A 13,382-nucleotide genomic window follows, 5' to 3' on the forward strand; every position below is an offset into this window, starting at 1 on the left:
GTCAGGCCGCGCCGAGGGTGACCTGGGTCGTGCGGAGCGCGCCGGAGCCGTCGCGGTAGGTGAGCGTCACGGTCTCACCCGGGGCCTTCGACTTCACTGCGGCGGCAAGCGCTTCCGGGCCATCGATGACCTGGTCGTCCACCTTGGTGATCACGGCACCGCTCGGCAGGCCGACCTTGGCGGCCGGACCGTCGGCCGAGACGGCGGCGATCGTGGCGCCCGCGGCGTCGCCGTGGCTGTCGCCCAACTGGACCCCCAGCGCACCGTGGCCGGCGGTGCCCGTCGCGATGAGTTCGTCGGCGATGCGCTTGGCCTGGTCGGACGGGATCGCGAAGCCGAGCCCGATCGAGCCCGAACTCGCTCCGGAGCCCAGGCTGGCACCGGCGGAGTTGACGCCGATCAGGTTTCCGTTCATGTCGACCAGGGGGCCGCCGGAGTTCCCGGGGTTGATCGCCGCGTCGGTCTGCAGCGCGTCGAGGACGGCGGGGGTGGGACCGTCGCCCGCCGTCACCGGGCGGTTGACCGCGCTGACGATGCCCTTCGTGACGGTGCCCTGCAGTCCCAGCGGCGAGCCGATCGCCACCACCTGCTGACCGATACGGACGTCCTTCGACGAGCCGACGGTGATCGGCGTCAGCCCCGTCACTCCGTCGGCGCGCACGACGGCGAGGTCGCCGGTGGGGTCGGTGCCGACGATGCTGAACGGCGCGGAGCGGCCGTCGGAGAACGTCACCGTCCTGGTGACGTCGCCACCCTCCAGCGCAGCCGGCTGCGTCTGCGGACCGTCACCACCCGTGGCCGGTGCCACGACGTGATTGTTCGTCAGGATCAGCCCGTCGGAGCTGAGCACGATGCCCGACCCCTCGTCACCCCCCTCGCCAGTGACGATCGTCAGCTTCACGACGCTGGGCATCACCTTCGCGGCGACGTCCTCGATCGATCCGCGGGTCGGCCCCGCTGCCGGTCGCACGGATGGCGCGGTCGCGGCGGGTGGCTGCGTGGGGGTCGGTCGCTCGTGCTGGGTGTAGGCCACTGCGGCGGCCGCGCCCGCGCCGCCGCCCGCGACGGCCAGCGCGACGGCGCCCACCAGAACGGCACCGTGACGGGCCTTCCTGCGGGCCGGTGGCCTCCGGTGCGACTCCTGCCGGAATACCTGGTGGACATGGGGTGGCGGAGTCGTCATCGCTGTCGTTCCCTTCGTCGCGCCGCGAATGTGACTCCACCGTGCCGACTCCCACTGAGACGCGACTGAGAACCAGTTCGGCGTACCCCCAGAAACGGATCGACGCTCAGGTGGTTCGCGACGACGCCGTGAGTTGCCGCAGAGCTGCGGCGCTCGGCGATCCGGGGTCGGCGTGGTACACGACGAGTTCCTGGCCGGGACTCGACCGGACGTCGAACGTGTGCACCGTCAGCGTCAACGCGCCGACGTGAGGATGGTGAAACGACTTGCGATTGCGGGACTTTCGTCGCACGTCGTTGCGCACCCACAGCTCGGCGAATTCCGGGCTCGCGGCGAGCAGTTCGTCACGGACCCGGAGGATGCGGGCGTCATCGGGCGCCACGCCGAGTCCGTGCCGGAAGTCCGCCACGGCGTCGCGGGCGACGACCGGCCAGTCGACGTAGAAGCGCTTGGCATCGGGGTCGGTGAACACGGCGTGCAACATGTTCGCCGACCTCGCCCACTGCGGGAACAGGGCATTGGCCGACTCGTTGCCGGCCAGTACGTCGTAGGCGCGGTCGTAGACGAAGGCGGGGTTGTGCGGCCACGTGTCGAGCAGGCTGAGCAGGGCCGGATCGACGTCCGTATCCCCGTCTCGGCGCTCTCGCGGGGTGAGCCCCGCCAGCCGGAACAGGTGGTGGCGAGCGTCGTCGTGGAGAGTGAGCGCGGTCGCCAGCGCGTCGACGACCTGGGGGGACGGGCGGCGCTCCCGCCCCTGTTCCAGCCGGGTGTAGTAATCGACGTTGATTCCAGCGAGGGCAGCGACTTCCGGTCGCCGCAAGCCGCTCACGCGGCGACGTCCGCCGTTCGGTAACCCCACCTCCGCGGGGGACACCGCGGCGCGACGCGAGCGCAGATACTCGCCGAGATCGTTGCCCGACATGGCCGTCCATGCTAGTCGGGCGCCTGGGGCTCGGCGCCGGGAAGCGACGACGTGTCAGCGCACGCCGCGGTCGGCGTAGCGTCCGCCCGTCACCCGATCGCTGAGGGGCTGCAGTTCGTCGAGCGCGTCGTCGTCGAGTTCGACGTCGAGAGATGCGACGTTCTGGTCGAGCCGTTCGGCGCGGCGGGTTCCGGGGATGGGGACCACCGGGAGGCCCAAACGAGGCGCCTGAGCGTAAACCCAGGCCAGGGCGACCTGCGCCGCTGAGACACCGAGCCGCTCGGCGACGCCGCGCACGGTGTCGGCGATGACTTGGTTCTGCTGGCCGGCGTCGCCGGTGAACCGCGGATTGCGGGCGCGAAAGTCGTTCGGCTCCAGGGCCGCGGCCTGCACGGCGCCGGTGAGGAAGCCCCGTCCGAGGGGGGCGTAGGGCACCAGCCCAATGCCCAGCTCGGCCATCACGGGGGTTACCTGCTCGACGTCCCTCGTCCACAGCGAGTACTCGCTCTGCACGGCCGCGATCGGATGCACCGCATGCGCTCGGCGCAGCAGCTCGGCGCTGACCTCGCTGAGACCGAGGTACCGGACCTTGCCGGCCTCGACGAGTTCGGCCATCGCACCGACGGTGTCCTCGATCTCGGCGTTTTGCGGCGGCCGGTGCAGGTAGTAGAGATCGATGTGGTCGACACCCAAGCGCAGCAACGAGGCGTCACACGACCGTTTCACGTAGGGCGGATCGCCACGGTGCACCCGGGCGTCGTCACCGCCGCTGCGGTCGATGCCGAACTTGGTGGCGATCTGGACGTCGTCCCGCCGGCCGGCGATCCCGCGTCCGACGAGCACCTCGTTGTGGCCGGCGCCGTACTGGTCGGCGGTGTCGAAGAATGTGATCCCGATGTCGATCGCGTGGCCGATCGTGGCGATGCTGGTGTCCCAGTCGGTCGCCCCGTAGTACTCACTCATCCCCATGCAGCCCAGGCCCTGGGCCGAGACTTCCAGGCCGCCGAGCGCGACACGCGTGATCATGACGTCGACGGTAGTCACGTCCCGTCGCCTCAGGATGGGCGCAGTACACCCACCCACCGTCGGCACGGTGCTACGAATGACGTCGTGAGCGACGGGCACGACGACTTCGCCGACGCGGTGCTCGAGGTCGTCGACGACATCCCGCCGGGCCGGGTCATGACCTACGGCGACATCGCCGAGTTCCTGCAGCGCGGCGGACCGCGCGGTGTCGGGGGAGTCATGGCTCGCGACGGCGCGGCGGTGACGTGGTGGCGCGTGGTCCGCGCCAACGGGACGCTGCCGCCGCACCTGATGATCGAAGCGCAGACGCAATGGCTCTACGAGGGCACGCCGCTGCGACGGGGGATCGTCGACGTTGCCGCCGCGCGGTGGTGGCCGGACTAACCCGTGCCGTCGGACCCCGAAGCACCCGACGCGCCCGCGCCCCCCGACGTCCCGCTGCCGCCGGTGGCGCCGTGGCCGCCGCTCCCGGTGCCGCCCTGTCCCGGGGTACCGGTCGCGCCACCCTGGCCGCCCGCTCCGCCCGCGCCCTTGACGCCCGGAAGGCCCCCGTTGTTGTTGGCGCCGATCGAGCCTCCGTTGCCGCCCTGACCGCCCGTGCCGCCGGTGCCGCCGGAGCCCGACGCACCGCCGTCGCCTCCGCGTCCGCTCGACCCGAAGAGTCCGCTGCCGCCGCCGGCGCCACCCGTGCCACCGCTTCCGCCGACCCCACCAGTGCCGCCCGTACCGCCGCGACCGCCCGCACCCGCGTTGCCGGCCTGCAAAGATTCACCGGTGCCGTTGCCGGTGTCGGCGTTATCAGGACCGATGGCTCCGCCGGAACCACCGCTGCCGCCGACCGCGCCGCTGCCACCGTCACCACCGCCGCCGCCGGCTCCACCGTTGCCGCCGCTGCCGGTCAACAGCCCGCCGCGGCCGCCCGCGCCACCCTGGCCACCCGCGGTCCCGGCGCCGCCAGTCGTTCCGGCACCGCCGGCGCCGCCCGCACCGGCATTGCCGCCCTTGCCGGTCGCGCCGAACCCGTAGCCGTTGTAGTCCGCGATGGCGCCCCCGGTGCCGCCGGCTCCGCCACCGGAGCCGCCCGGTCCACCGTCACCGGCATTGCCCCCGTTGCCGCGGCCGCCGTAGAAGAGCGCTGCGCCGTTGTCACGGCCGATGCCTCCGCCGTCGCCACCTCGGCCGCCGCCGTCTCCCCCCGCGCCTCCGGCACCGGCATTGCCGCCGACGCTCGTGCCGCCGACGACGTTCTTGCCGTTGTTGGCGCCGATGGAACCGCCGTTGCCGCCGTTCTGACCGGTGGAACCCGCGAGGCCCGCTCCTGCGTCGACGGCGCTGCGGCCGTTGTAACCGTTGCCGTCGCCGACGCTGACGCCATCGGAAGCGCGCATGGTCGGGGTATCGGGGTTGACCGCGTTGACACCGGTTCGGCCGTTCCCGCCTCGGCCCCCATTGCCGCCGCTGCCGGCGATCAGGCCGGCGTCACCGCCGTTGCCCCCTTTGGTGGCCGCGGTGGTCGCGGTGGCGTCTACGCCGTTACCCCCGGTGCCGCCGCTGCCGAAGAACCATCCACCGCTGCCGCCGTTGCCGCCGTCCCGTCCGGCGACGGTGCTGGTCCACCCGTTGCCGCCGTTGCCGAAGAGCAGACCACCGCCCTGGCCGTCGGGGGCGTCCTCGGTGCCGTCGGCACCGTTGCAGATCAAGCCGCAGACCGCCGGACGTGGCAGCGGCGCGAGAACGGCGACCCGCTCGACGGCCGCCGCCTGCCCCAGGCGCGGTTCGTGGGCGTCGCCGATCCACCACGGGTCGGTCTGATCCGCCGATGCGGTGTCGACGGGAGGGCCGTCGGCCCACGCGATGGCCACGGGACCGGCGACGACCATCCCGCACGCCAGCAGCGCGCCGGCCAGCGCGGTGGTGTTCCAGTTCGACGAGTGGGCGGCATGACGAGCCATGGGTGAACTCCAAGGTGGTGGTGATCCGTGTGCCGAAGGCGGCAATGGCAGCGACGTGCCGGGCCGAGTATGTCGCGCCGTCACGGCCAATACGGCCATTTGCACTACTGCAAATTGGCGACGGGACTACTGCAATGCCCTCCGACGGGACCGACGACGTCCGGACTTGCCCCTGCATAGGCTCGGCCGGTGAGCCGCTCGGACCGTCTCTACGCCATCGTCGAGGAACTGCGCGCGGTGTCACCGCGACCGCGCACTGCTGCCTGGCTCGCGCGGCGATTCGAGATCAGCACCCGCACCATCGAGCGCGACCTGACGGCACTGCGTGACTCTGGCGTGGCGATCCGAGGGGGAGTGGGACGCGCCGGCGGGTACTTCCTCGACCGCGAGCGCACGCTGCCTCCGGTGACGCTCACCGCGCCCGAGGCGCTGGCGATTAGCGTCTCCTTGCGCTCGATCGGCGACTCGCCCTTCGCGTCCTCGGCGCGTGTCGCCGCGCAGAAGGTGCTGGCGGTCCTTCCGGCCGACGTGCGGCGTCGCGAGGAGGCGCTGGCTGCGCGGGTGCACACGCTCGGCGAGGACGAATCGCCGCGAACCGCGGCCAGGATCAGCGAGACCGTGACGGAGGCCGTCGCGACCGAGCGGGTGGTTCATCTCGACTACGTCGGCCGGGACGGGGCGCGAACGTCCCGCGACGTCGAGCCGCTCGGTCTGTTGTGGTCACCGGTCGGGTGGTATCTCGCCGGCTGGTGTCGGCTGCGTTCCGGCGTTCGCGGCTTCCACCTCGCCCGCATCGCCGCTGCGACGTTGAGCGACGAGCACGCCCCGGCACGTGAACTCGAGTTCAGCGCGGAACTCGACCGCATCGACGCCAGTCCACTCGAGCGCTGACGAATGAATGTGACGCCGAACACCGACACGACGCTGTCGCCTCGGCTTGGAACAGTGATTGTCATGGACATCGACGGAATCACCGAACTGACCACGACGTGGTGCCGCATGTGGAACGAGGACGCGGCGCTGGCACACCAGCTGATGACCGACGACTGCGTGCAGTGGTGGTCCGGCGGGCCCGACCTCGATGCCGTCGTCGGCCCGGCAGCGCAGGAAGCATTCGTCAGAACGGCTCAAACCCAGATCGGGAACGTCTTCCGCCCGCGCCTCTACGTGGCCGACGACGACATGTTCGCCTATCTGTGGGATGCCACGTCTCCCGACGGAACCGTGGTGACCGGTATCGACGTGAACGCGTTGTCACACAACCGAGTTCGAGAGAACTGGACGTTCGTCGGACCGCACCGCGATGCGCAAGACCAGCCGCTCGGCGACGTCCATGACCGCGACACCCTTGCGACGGCCGCGTCTCGCTGGGCGGTGACGATGGGACACTCCGTGCACCGACGGTTGATCATCGATGCACGGAGTGGCCGAATCGCCATGTTGCGCACCACCTCCGACGGTGCGGGTGGCGTCGACCTGCTCGCCGTCGGCGATGGCACCGTGGAACCGATCTGGTCGGTGACCGGGAAGCGAGCGTTCCGCTACTGAGCGCTCAGCCGTTGTCCCGCCACGCCAGGACCTCCTTCAGCGACCCCAGGTCGTACCCGTTCTTGGCGGTGAGTTCGGTCTGGAAGAGCGTGACGCCGGCCTCGCGGAAGGCGTCGGCGCTCTCGCCGTTCTCCCATAGCGTCGAGCGTTCGATGTCGGCGCCGTTGCGACCGAACGACGCCGCCAGTTCGTCGACGCGCTCGCTGGACGTGCGGAACGCGTCGAGACCCTGGAACGCGTGCCAGATGTCGGCGTGGCGGGCGATCGCGGGCAGCGAGCGCTTCGGTCCGGTGCCGCCGATGAGGATCGGCAACTTCCGCACGGGCGGCGGGTTGAGGGCGGCGAGTCGGTTCTCGATGCGGATCAAGCTCTCGTCGAACAGATCGAATCGCGAAGCGAACGTCCCGAATTCGTATCCGTAGGTCGTGTAGTCCTTCTCGTACCAGCCCGCGCCCAGGCCCAGGATGAGTCGGCCGCCGCTGATGTGGTCGACAGTGCGAGCCATGTCGGCGAGCAGGTCCGGGTTGCGGTAGCCGACGCCGGTGACCAACAACCCGATCTCGGCGTGCGAGGTGATCTCGCCCCACGATGCGAGCGCCGTCCAGCCCTCGAAGTTCGGGACGTCCGGTTGGTCCTCGGTCAGAATCGGCTTGCCGTCGACGATGCCCTCCATCGCCGGGAAGTGGAAGTGGTCGTAGCCGAAGATCACGTCGACGCCGAGGTCGTCGGCGGCGACGACGGCGTCGCGCCACGTGGCGTAGTCGGGCGTGCCACCGGGCTGGATCTGCACGGCGACGCGAACGGGACGGGTCATGGAAGCTCCTGAGTCGGAGGAAGGGGCGACTCTCGAGCCAAGGTCACCGGTCGCGGTTTTATTCCGAGTCCGAGCACCCGGGTGATTCGACACCACGCGAACCGGGCACCCCCCACACCTCATCCGCGACAGGAAAGAAGGATCACCGGAGATGACGATGCCCAGCGACGCCACGGACGCCATCGAGAACCAGGGGCCCAATGAGGGACCACGCGACCACGAGGGCATCGACACCGAACACTCGCCGTACGTCGACGAGGACAACGTCCCTCATCCCGGAGACATCAACGAGCGCCGCTGACCAGCCACACGGTCCTGCTTTGGTCCTCGGGACGGACGGTCAGTGGGCCGTCAGGCCGCCGTCGATGACGAGTTCGGCTCCCGTCATGAACGAGGAGTCATCCGAGGCGAGGAAGAGCATTCCGGCCGCGATTTCGGCGGCCGTTCCCGAGCGCTTCATCGGTGTGCGCTGGATGTCGCGCTGCTGCTCTCCCTCGGCATCGAGGATCTCCTGAATCATGGGGGTTTCGATCACGCCGGGGTGAATGGAGTTGACCCGGACACCGTGAGTGGCGTATTCAACCGCCGCTGTCTTCGTGAGCAGTCGAACCGCGCCCTTCGACGCGTGGTACGCAGCCGCACCGCCACCTCCGATGATGCCGAGGACCGACGAGGTGTTGACGATGGAGGCAACGCCAGATTCGCGCAGCGCGGGGAGAGCAGCCTTCATGCCCAGCCACGTGCCGGTCTGGTTGACCGCGATCACGTGGGCCCACGTGGCTTCATCGGTGTCCTCGACTCCGTGCCACCTCACCACGCCGGCAACGTTGATGAGTACGTCGAGGCGTCCGAACCGTTCCATCCCGGCCTGCACCGCGGCAGTCCAGGACGACGCATCGGTCACGTCCAACTCGCACCCGACGGCCTCCGCACCTGCCGACGTCAGCTCGTCGACCAACGCGTCGACGCTCTCACGGTCGAGATCGGCGACGATGAGGCGCGCACCTTCCGCTGCGAACAGCCGTGCCGTGGCGCTACCGATGCCGCCGGTGGCTCCGGTGATGAGCGCGACCTTCGTCGACAGCTTCCCCATGGGCCTTCCTTCCGCGTCCTAGAGGTTTCGGGAACGACCATCGACCGTAGGCAGCGGAGGAGCAGGTGGGCAGGCCCTGAGTTGGCTAGGTGTGACAGGGCCACCCGGCGCGTCCGGGTGTGCGAGCCGGGTCGTCGAAACTGCTCAGCAGTGCGAGCGCGGCGGCACTCTCGCTCCCCGGCTCGGCCTCGTACACCAATAGCTGCTGCCCGGGCGCGCCGCGGACGTCGAAGGCGTGGTAGGTCAGCGTGAGCGGACCGACCCGGGGGTGCCGGAACTCCTTCGGTTCGTGCGTCTTGCCCCGCACATCCTGTTGAGCCCACAACCTCCGAAAATCCGAACTTCCCTCGGACAGTTGCTCGATCAGCGCGGCTGCGTCCGCGCGCGACGCATCGCGTCCCGTGACGGCGCGAAGATTGGCCACCGTTGCCTGCGCTGCACGGGACCAATCGGCATGGAACGCTCGACCGTGTGGGTGAAGGAACGTCATCCTCGCCATGTTGTCCTCGTCGCCGTAGCCGCTGTACAGCAACCGCCAGAGTCGGTTTCGGGCCACCACGTTCATCAGCTCGTCCAGGATGACGGCGGGGTTCGTCGGCCACGAGCCGATGAGACGTTGGAGTTCGGGGCTGACGTGGCACTCCGCCGGTGAATTGGATCGCGGGCTGGCGAGGCCGGCCAACGCGTAGAGATGCAGTCGCTCGTCCGCGTTCATTCGCAACCCTCGTGCCAGCGCTTCGGTGACGTTCGCGGACGGGTGGTGTTCGCGTCCCTGCTCGATGCGGGTGTAGTAGTCCACGCTGATCCCACAGATGACGGCGACCTCCTCCCTGCGGAGGCCGCTCACCCGGCGTGCACCGCCGGACGGCAGGCCGACGTCAGCTGGAGACACGGCCGCGCGCTTGGCCCTGATGAAGTCACCAATACCAGGGTCCGCCACGAGCCAAGGCTACTTCGGAGGACGTCGGCGGCGGGCGTGGGCGAGGACGCCCCCGGCCGAGCGCCGGGGAAACGGAATGAAAGGCGGGATCCGAGGTGACGGAGTTGTGCGGCCCGCCGCGCACACGAACAATGAAGCCGTGACCTCAGAACCTTTCGCCACTGATTCCACGCCGTCGCTGGCACCGCTGACCGGTGATCTGGATGCGCTGGCGGCTCGCCTGGGCGTCAAGTCCGTGCTGGTGATGCGATCCGACCCGGCGTCGATGGTGGTGGCCGCGACCGCGGGCGAAGCGACCAAGCACTACACCGTGGGCGCGGCTGGCCAGAAGGCCCTTGCCTCAGACGATCGGGTCCCGCTGTACTGCGAGCGCGTCGTGGACTCCGACGACACGTTGTACGTCAAGGATTCCCGGGCAGACGAGACGTTCGCCGGCAACGAGGACGAGACCGAATTCGGGTTGTCCAATTACCTGGGCATGGCGGTGCACGACAGCACGGGACGCGTCGTCGGCACCGTCTGCGTGCTGGACGACTCGGCGCGTGAGTACTCCGACGAGGAACGCGCCGAACTCGCTGCGGTGCGCAAGAAGGTCGAGGACATCGTCGCGCGTGACGGCGACGCGCTCGGGTAGGGATCGGCGCGGACCTCCCGCCCGCGTTTAGGTCGGTGCCCACGGGGAAGTCGGGCGGTCGATCCAAGCGAGCCCATCCGACGGTGCCCGCTGCGTGCAGAGGGGATGCAATGGCCACCGACCGCGGAGCCAAGGAGACCATCAAGAGCGTCGTCAAGGACGCCAAGGACAAGGTCGTGGAGGCTGCCGAGCGGCTGCAGCAACACAGCCCGAAGTACGTTCCGGGCGCACCGGCCCCGGAGCCGGCGCCCTTCGACGAACCGACCAGCGCTCGTGCGGCGTTGCCGCCGAAGCCGGATCAGGGCGGACCGGATCTGCGCACGGCCACCGGCCTCGGTGTTGGCGGTGGCCAGACCGCACGCGGACAGCAGGGGGAGTACCTCACCACCGCCCAGGGTGCACGCCTCTACGACACCGACCACTCGTTGAAGGCCGGGCAACGCGGACCGACGTTGCTGCAGGATCACCATCTGCGCGAGAAGATCACCCACTTCGACCACGAGCGCATCCCCGAGCGTGCGGTGCACGCCCGCGGCGCGGCGGCGCACGGCGTCTTCCATGCCAACGGTGCCGCGGAGAAGATCAGCATGGCCGGGTTCCTGAAGTCGGGCGCAGAAACCGACGTGTTCGTGCGCTTCTCGACGGTGCTCGGGTCCCGGGGATCGGCCGACACGGTGCGTGACACCCGCGGCTTCGCGACCAAGTTCTACACCGACGAGGGCACGTTCGACCTCGTCGGCAATAACATCCCGGTGTTCTTCGTCCAGGACGGCATCAAGTTCCCCGACGTCGTCCACGCCGCCAAACCGCATCCCGACCGTGAGATCCCGCAGGCTCAGAGTGCGCACGACACGTTCTGGGACTTCGTCTCCCTGCATACCGAGGCGCAGGCGCACACCATGTGGAACATGTCCGATCGGGGCATCCCGCGGTCCTACCGGATGATGGAGGGCTTCGGCGTGCACACCTTCCGGCTGACCGGCCCGGACGGGTCGACGTCGCTGGTCAAGTTCCATTGGAAGCCACGACTCGGCGTGCACTCCTTGGTGTGGGAAGAGGCGCAGATCGCCGCCGGAATGGATCCGGACCTGCATCGACGCGACCTCGCCGACGCGATCGAGAAGGGCGCCTATCCCGAATGGGACCTCGGCGTGCAGGTGCTCCCGGACTCCCCGGACCAGATGTTCGAGGGCATCGACCTGCTCGACCCCACCAAGATCGTGCCCGAGGAGCTGGCACCGGTGCAGGTGATCGGCACCATGCAGCTCAACCGCAATCCCACGAACTACTTCGCCGAGACCGAGCAGGTCGCGTTTCACCCGGGGCATCTGGTGCCCGGCATCGACGTCACCGATGACCCGCTGCTGCAGGCGCGGCTGTTCTCCTACCTCGACACCCAGCTCAGCAGGCTGGGCGGGCCGAACTTCGGTCAGATCCCGATCAATCGCCCGCATGCACCCGTGAACGACATGCTTCGCGACGGCTTCCACCAGCACGGCGTGCATCCGGGAGTGGCGCCGTACAAGCCGAATTCGCTGGACGGCGGATGCCCGTTCTTCGCCGGCGCGGATACCGGCGCGTTCATCGAGGCGCCGGCGGTCGTCGCGGAGTCGACGAAACTGCGTGGGGCACCGGCCTCCTACGACGACCACTTCAGCCAGGTGACGATGTTCTACCGCAGCCTGACCCCCGTCGAGCAGGCTCACGTCGCCGACGCGTACACCTTCGAACTGGGCAAGTGCTACGAGCAGGCGATCAAGGAGCGGCAGCTTGCGGTTCTGGCGAACATCGACGCCGAGCTGTGCGCGACGGTCGCCGCCGGACTGGGTCTCGAGCCGCCTGCCCCCACCGTGGCACCTACCGAGCCGACCGCGTTGAGCCCGGCGGTGTCTCAGCTGGGCCAGCGCTGGCCGGCCGACGGCCGCAACATCGGCGTCCTCGTCGGCCCGGATTCCGACCTCGGTGACGTGTCGACGGTGGTGGATGCGCTCGGTGCAGCGAAGTTGGTGCCCCTGGTGATCGCGCCGCACGGCGGCACGCTGAGTCACGAGGGCGGCAGTGTGCCGATCTCGCGGACGTACGCGACTGCGCGGTCGATCGAGTTCGACGCTCTGGTGATCGCGGGCTCGCCGGCCACCGTGCAGGCCAAGATCCTCGTCGACGAGGTGTTCCGGCACTTCAAGGGGATCGCGGTGTTGCCGCAGGGCAGCGACCTCCTGGCGCGGGCAGGGGTGGCCGACGGCGCCGAGGGCGTCCTCAGCGGTTCGGAAGCCTCGACGTTGGCCGCGTCGCTCATCGACAGCCTCGGCGAGCATCGGGTCTGGGGGCGCACCGTCGGCGTCTGACCCGAACGTGGTGGCACGTCTCATCGCGTGACCGCGGTGTCAGCACTCCGTGGACCGAGACAATCGGGCCATGCCGTTGACCGGGCCGTGGCCCCCGCCCAGGGGGTAGGCACCGCGGATGCAGTCGGTGACCCACGACTTGCCGAAACGGACCGCCTCGGGCACCGAGTGACCGTGCGCGAGCGCGGCGGTGATCGCTGCGGCGAGATTGTCTCCCGCACCGTGATCGTGGGGGGTGTCGATTCGCGTCGCCGTGAACCGATGGACCTCGGAGCCGTCGAACAAGAGGTCGGAGCTCGTCCGCGAGGCGCGCAGGTGGCCACCTTTGACTAGAGCCCACCGCGGCCCCAACGCGTGCAGAGCCCGTGCGGCGGCGTACTGGCTGTCGTCGTCGATCACGTCGATGCCGACGAGGAGCCGTACTTCGTCGAGGTTGGGCGTCACCAGGGTGGCCAGGGGGATCAGTTCCTCGCGCATGGCGTCGAGCGCATTCGGATGGAGAAGAGGCTCACCGACGTTGGATGCGCAGACTGGATCGACAACTAGAGGGACGGTCCCGTCGAGCCCCTCGGACGTCCAGGTCGCCACGATGGTCCTGATGATCTCCCTGGACGCGAGCATCCCGGTCTTGGCCGCTTCGATGCCGATGTCGGACGCCACCGCGCTGATCTGTCCCGCGACGACGTCGATGGGAACTTCGTGAAACTCTCTGACGCCCAGCGTGTTCTGCACGGTGACGGCCGTCACCGCCGCGCACCCATGGACGCCGAGCATCGCGAAGGCGCGCAGGTCGGCCTGCAGGCCCGCGCTGCCGCCGGAATCGGAGCCGGCGATCGTCAGGACCCGGTGCGGTGTCCGTCCCAGCGGAGTGATCGGGAGGGAAGTGCTCTCGGCCATGGCTCATTGTGACAAGGGTCGAGAACGG

Annotated in this window: 14 protein-coding genes; 6 read left to right on the forward strand and 8 right to left on the reverse strand. The window is 69.5% G+C overall.

The window, feature by feature from the left end; genetic code table 11:
* Window position 1 precedes the first annotated feature (1 nt).
* The 3 genes from FZ046_RS20950 to FZ046_RS27695 form a co-directional block, all read right to left on the reverse strand.
* Window positions 2-1,183, reverse strand: a complete 1,182-nt coding sequence (locus FZ046_RS20950; protein ID WP_070353747.1) for a S1C family serine protease — start codon at window positions 1,181-1,183, stop codon at window positions 2-4.
* 106 nt (window positions 1,184-1,289) lie between these two features.
* Window positions 1,290-2,105 carry a helix-turn-helix transcriptional regulator gene (locus FZ046_RS20955; RefSeq protein WP_149484307.1) on the reverse strand — a complete coding sequence of 272 codons (816 nt, stop codon included), beginning with the start codon at window positions 2,103-2,105 and terminating at the stop codon, window positions 1,290-1,292.
* Between the two features lie 54 nt (window positions 2,106-2,159).
* Complete coding sequence (locus FZ046_RS27695; RefSeq protein ID WP_070353746.1) at window positions 2,160-3,131, reverse strand: aldo/keto reductase; 972 nt, start codon at window positions 3,129-3,131, stop codon at window positions 2,160-2,162.
* A gap of 84 nt (window positions 3,132-3,215) precedes the next feature.
* Between FZ046_RS27695 and FZ046_RS27700 the strand changes: the two genes are divergently transcribed.
* Window positions 3,216-3,515, forward strand: a complete 300-nt coding sequence (locus tag FZ046_RS27700; RefSeq protein ID WP_070353745.1) for an MGMT family protein — start codon at window positions 3,216-3,218, stop codon at window positions 3,513-3,515.
* Here FZ046_RS27700 and FZ046_RS28190 read toward each other — a convergent pair.
* Entirely contained in the window at window positions 3,512-5,083 is a 1,572-nt protein-coding gene (locus tag FZ046_RS28190) for a PGRS repeat-containing protein (RefSeq protein ID WP_170292459.1), read from the reverse strand. The two genes, FZ046_RS27700 and FZ046_RS28190, sit on opposite strands and share 4 nt — an antisense overlap.
* 189 nt (window positions 5,084-5,272) lie before the next feature.
* Here FZ046_RS28190 and FZ046_RS20975 point away from each other — a divergent pair, with 189 nt between their 5' ends.
* Both FZ046_RS20975 and FZ046_RS20980 read left to right on the forward strand, forming a co-directional pair.
* Window positions 5,273-5,974 carry a helix-turn-helix transcriptional regulator gene (locus FZ046_RS20975; RefSeq protein ID WP_070355900.1) on the forward strand — a complete coding sequence of 234 codons (702 nt, stop codon included), beginning with the start codon at window positions 5,273-5,275 and terminating at the stop codon, window positions 5,972-5,974.
* A gap of 63 nt (window positions 5,975-6,037) precedes the next feature.
* Entirely contained in the window at window positions 6,038-6,631 is a 594-nt protein-coding gene (locus tag FZ046_RS20980; RefSeq protein WP_070355899.1) for a nuclear transport factor 2 family protein, read from the forward strand.
* Between the two features lie 4 nt (window positions 6,632-6,635).
* Here FZ046_RS20980 and FZ046_RS20985 read toward each other — a convergent pair whose 3' ends face one another.
* Window positions 6,636-7,445 carry an LLM class F420-dependent oxidoreductase gene (locus FZ046_RS20985; RefSeq protein ID WP_070355898.1) on the reverse strand — a complete coding sequence of 270 codons (810 nt, stop codon included), beginning with the start codon at window positions 7,443-7,445 and terminating at the stop codon, window positions 6,636-6,638.
* Window positions 7,446-7,596: 151 nt separating this feature from the next.
* Here FZ046_RS20985 and FZ046_RS27515 point away from each other — a divergent pair, with 151 nt between their 5' ends.
* Window positions 7,597-7,746, forward strand: a complete 150-nt coding sequence (locus FZ046_RS27515) for a hypothetical protein (RefSeq protein WP_170292460.1) — start codon at window positions 7,597-7,599, stop codon at window positions 7,744-7,746.
* Window positions 7,747-7,785: 39 nt separating this feature from the next.
* On the opposite strand, the gene FZ046_RS20990 is transcribed toward FZ046_RS27515, so the two are convergent.
* Both FZ046_RS20990 and FZ046_RS20995 read right to left on the reverse strand, forming a co-directional pair.
* Window positions 7,786-8,538 (reverse strand): SDR family NAD(P)-dependent oxidoreductase, encoded by a 753-nt coding sequence (locus FZ046_RS20990; protein ID WP_070355897.1) that lies wholly within the window; start codon window positions 8,536-8,538, stop codon window positions 7,786-7,788.
* Window positions 8,539-8,623: 85 nt separating this feature from the next.
* A complete protein-coding gene (locus FZ046_RS20995; RefSeq protein ID WP_246182828.1) occupies window positions 8,624-9,430 on the reverse strand; it encodes a helix-turn-helix transcriptional regulator in 807 nt (268 codons plus the stop codon).
* 187 nt (window positions 9,431-9,617) lie between these two features.
* Here FZ046_RS20995 and FZ046_RS21000 point away from each other — a divergent pair, with 187 nt between their 5' ends.
* Entirely contained in the window at window positions 9,618-10,112 is a 495-nt protein-coding gene (locus FZ046_RS21000; protein ID WP_070355904.1) for a GAF domain-containing protein, read from the forward strand.
* 110 nt (window positions 10,113-10,222) lie between these two features.
* A complete protein-coding gene (locus FZ046_RS21005) occupies window positions 10,223-12,457 on the forward strand; it encodes a catalase (protein WP_070355896.1) in 2,235 nt (744 codons plus the stop codon).
* Between the two features lie 39 nt (window positions 12,458-12,496).
* Here FZ046_RS21005 and thiD read toward each other — a convergent pair whose 3' ends face one another.
* On the reverse strand, window positions 12,497-13,354 hold the full coding sequence (gene thiD, locus FZ046_RS21010) for a bifunctional hydroxymethylpyrimidine kinase/phosphomethylpyrimidine kinase (protein ID WP_070355895.1): 858 nt from the start codon (window positions 13,352-13,354) through the stop codon (window positions 12,497-12,499).
* Window positions 13,355-13,382: the final 28 nt, after the last annotated feature.

The organism is Mycolicibacterium grossiae (genome assembly GCF_008329645.1).
Lineage (GTDB): Bacteria > Actinomycetota > Actinomycetes > Mycobacteriales > Mycobacteriaceae > Mycobacterium > Mycobacterium grossiae.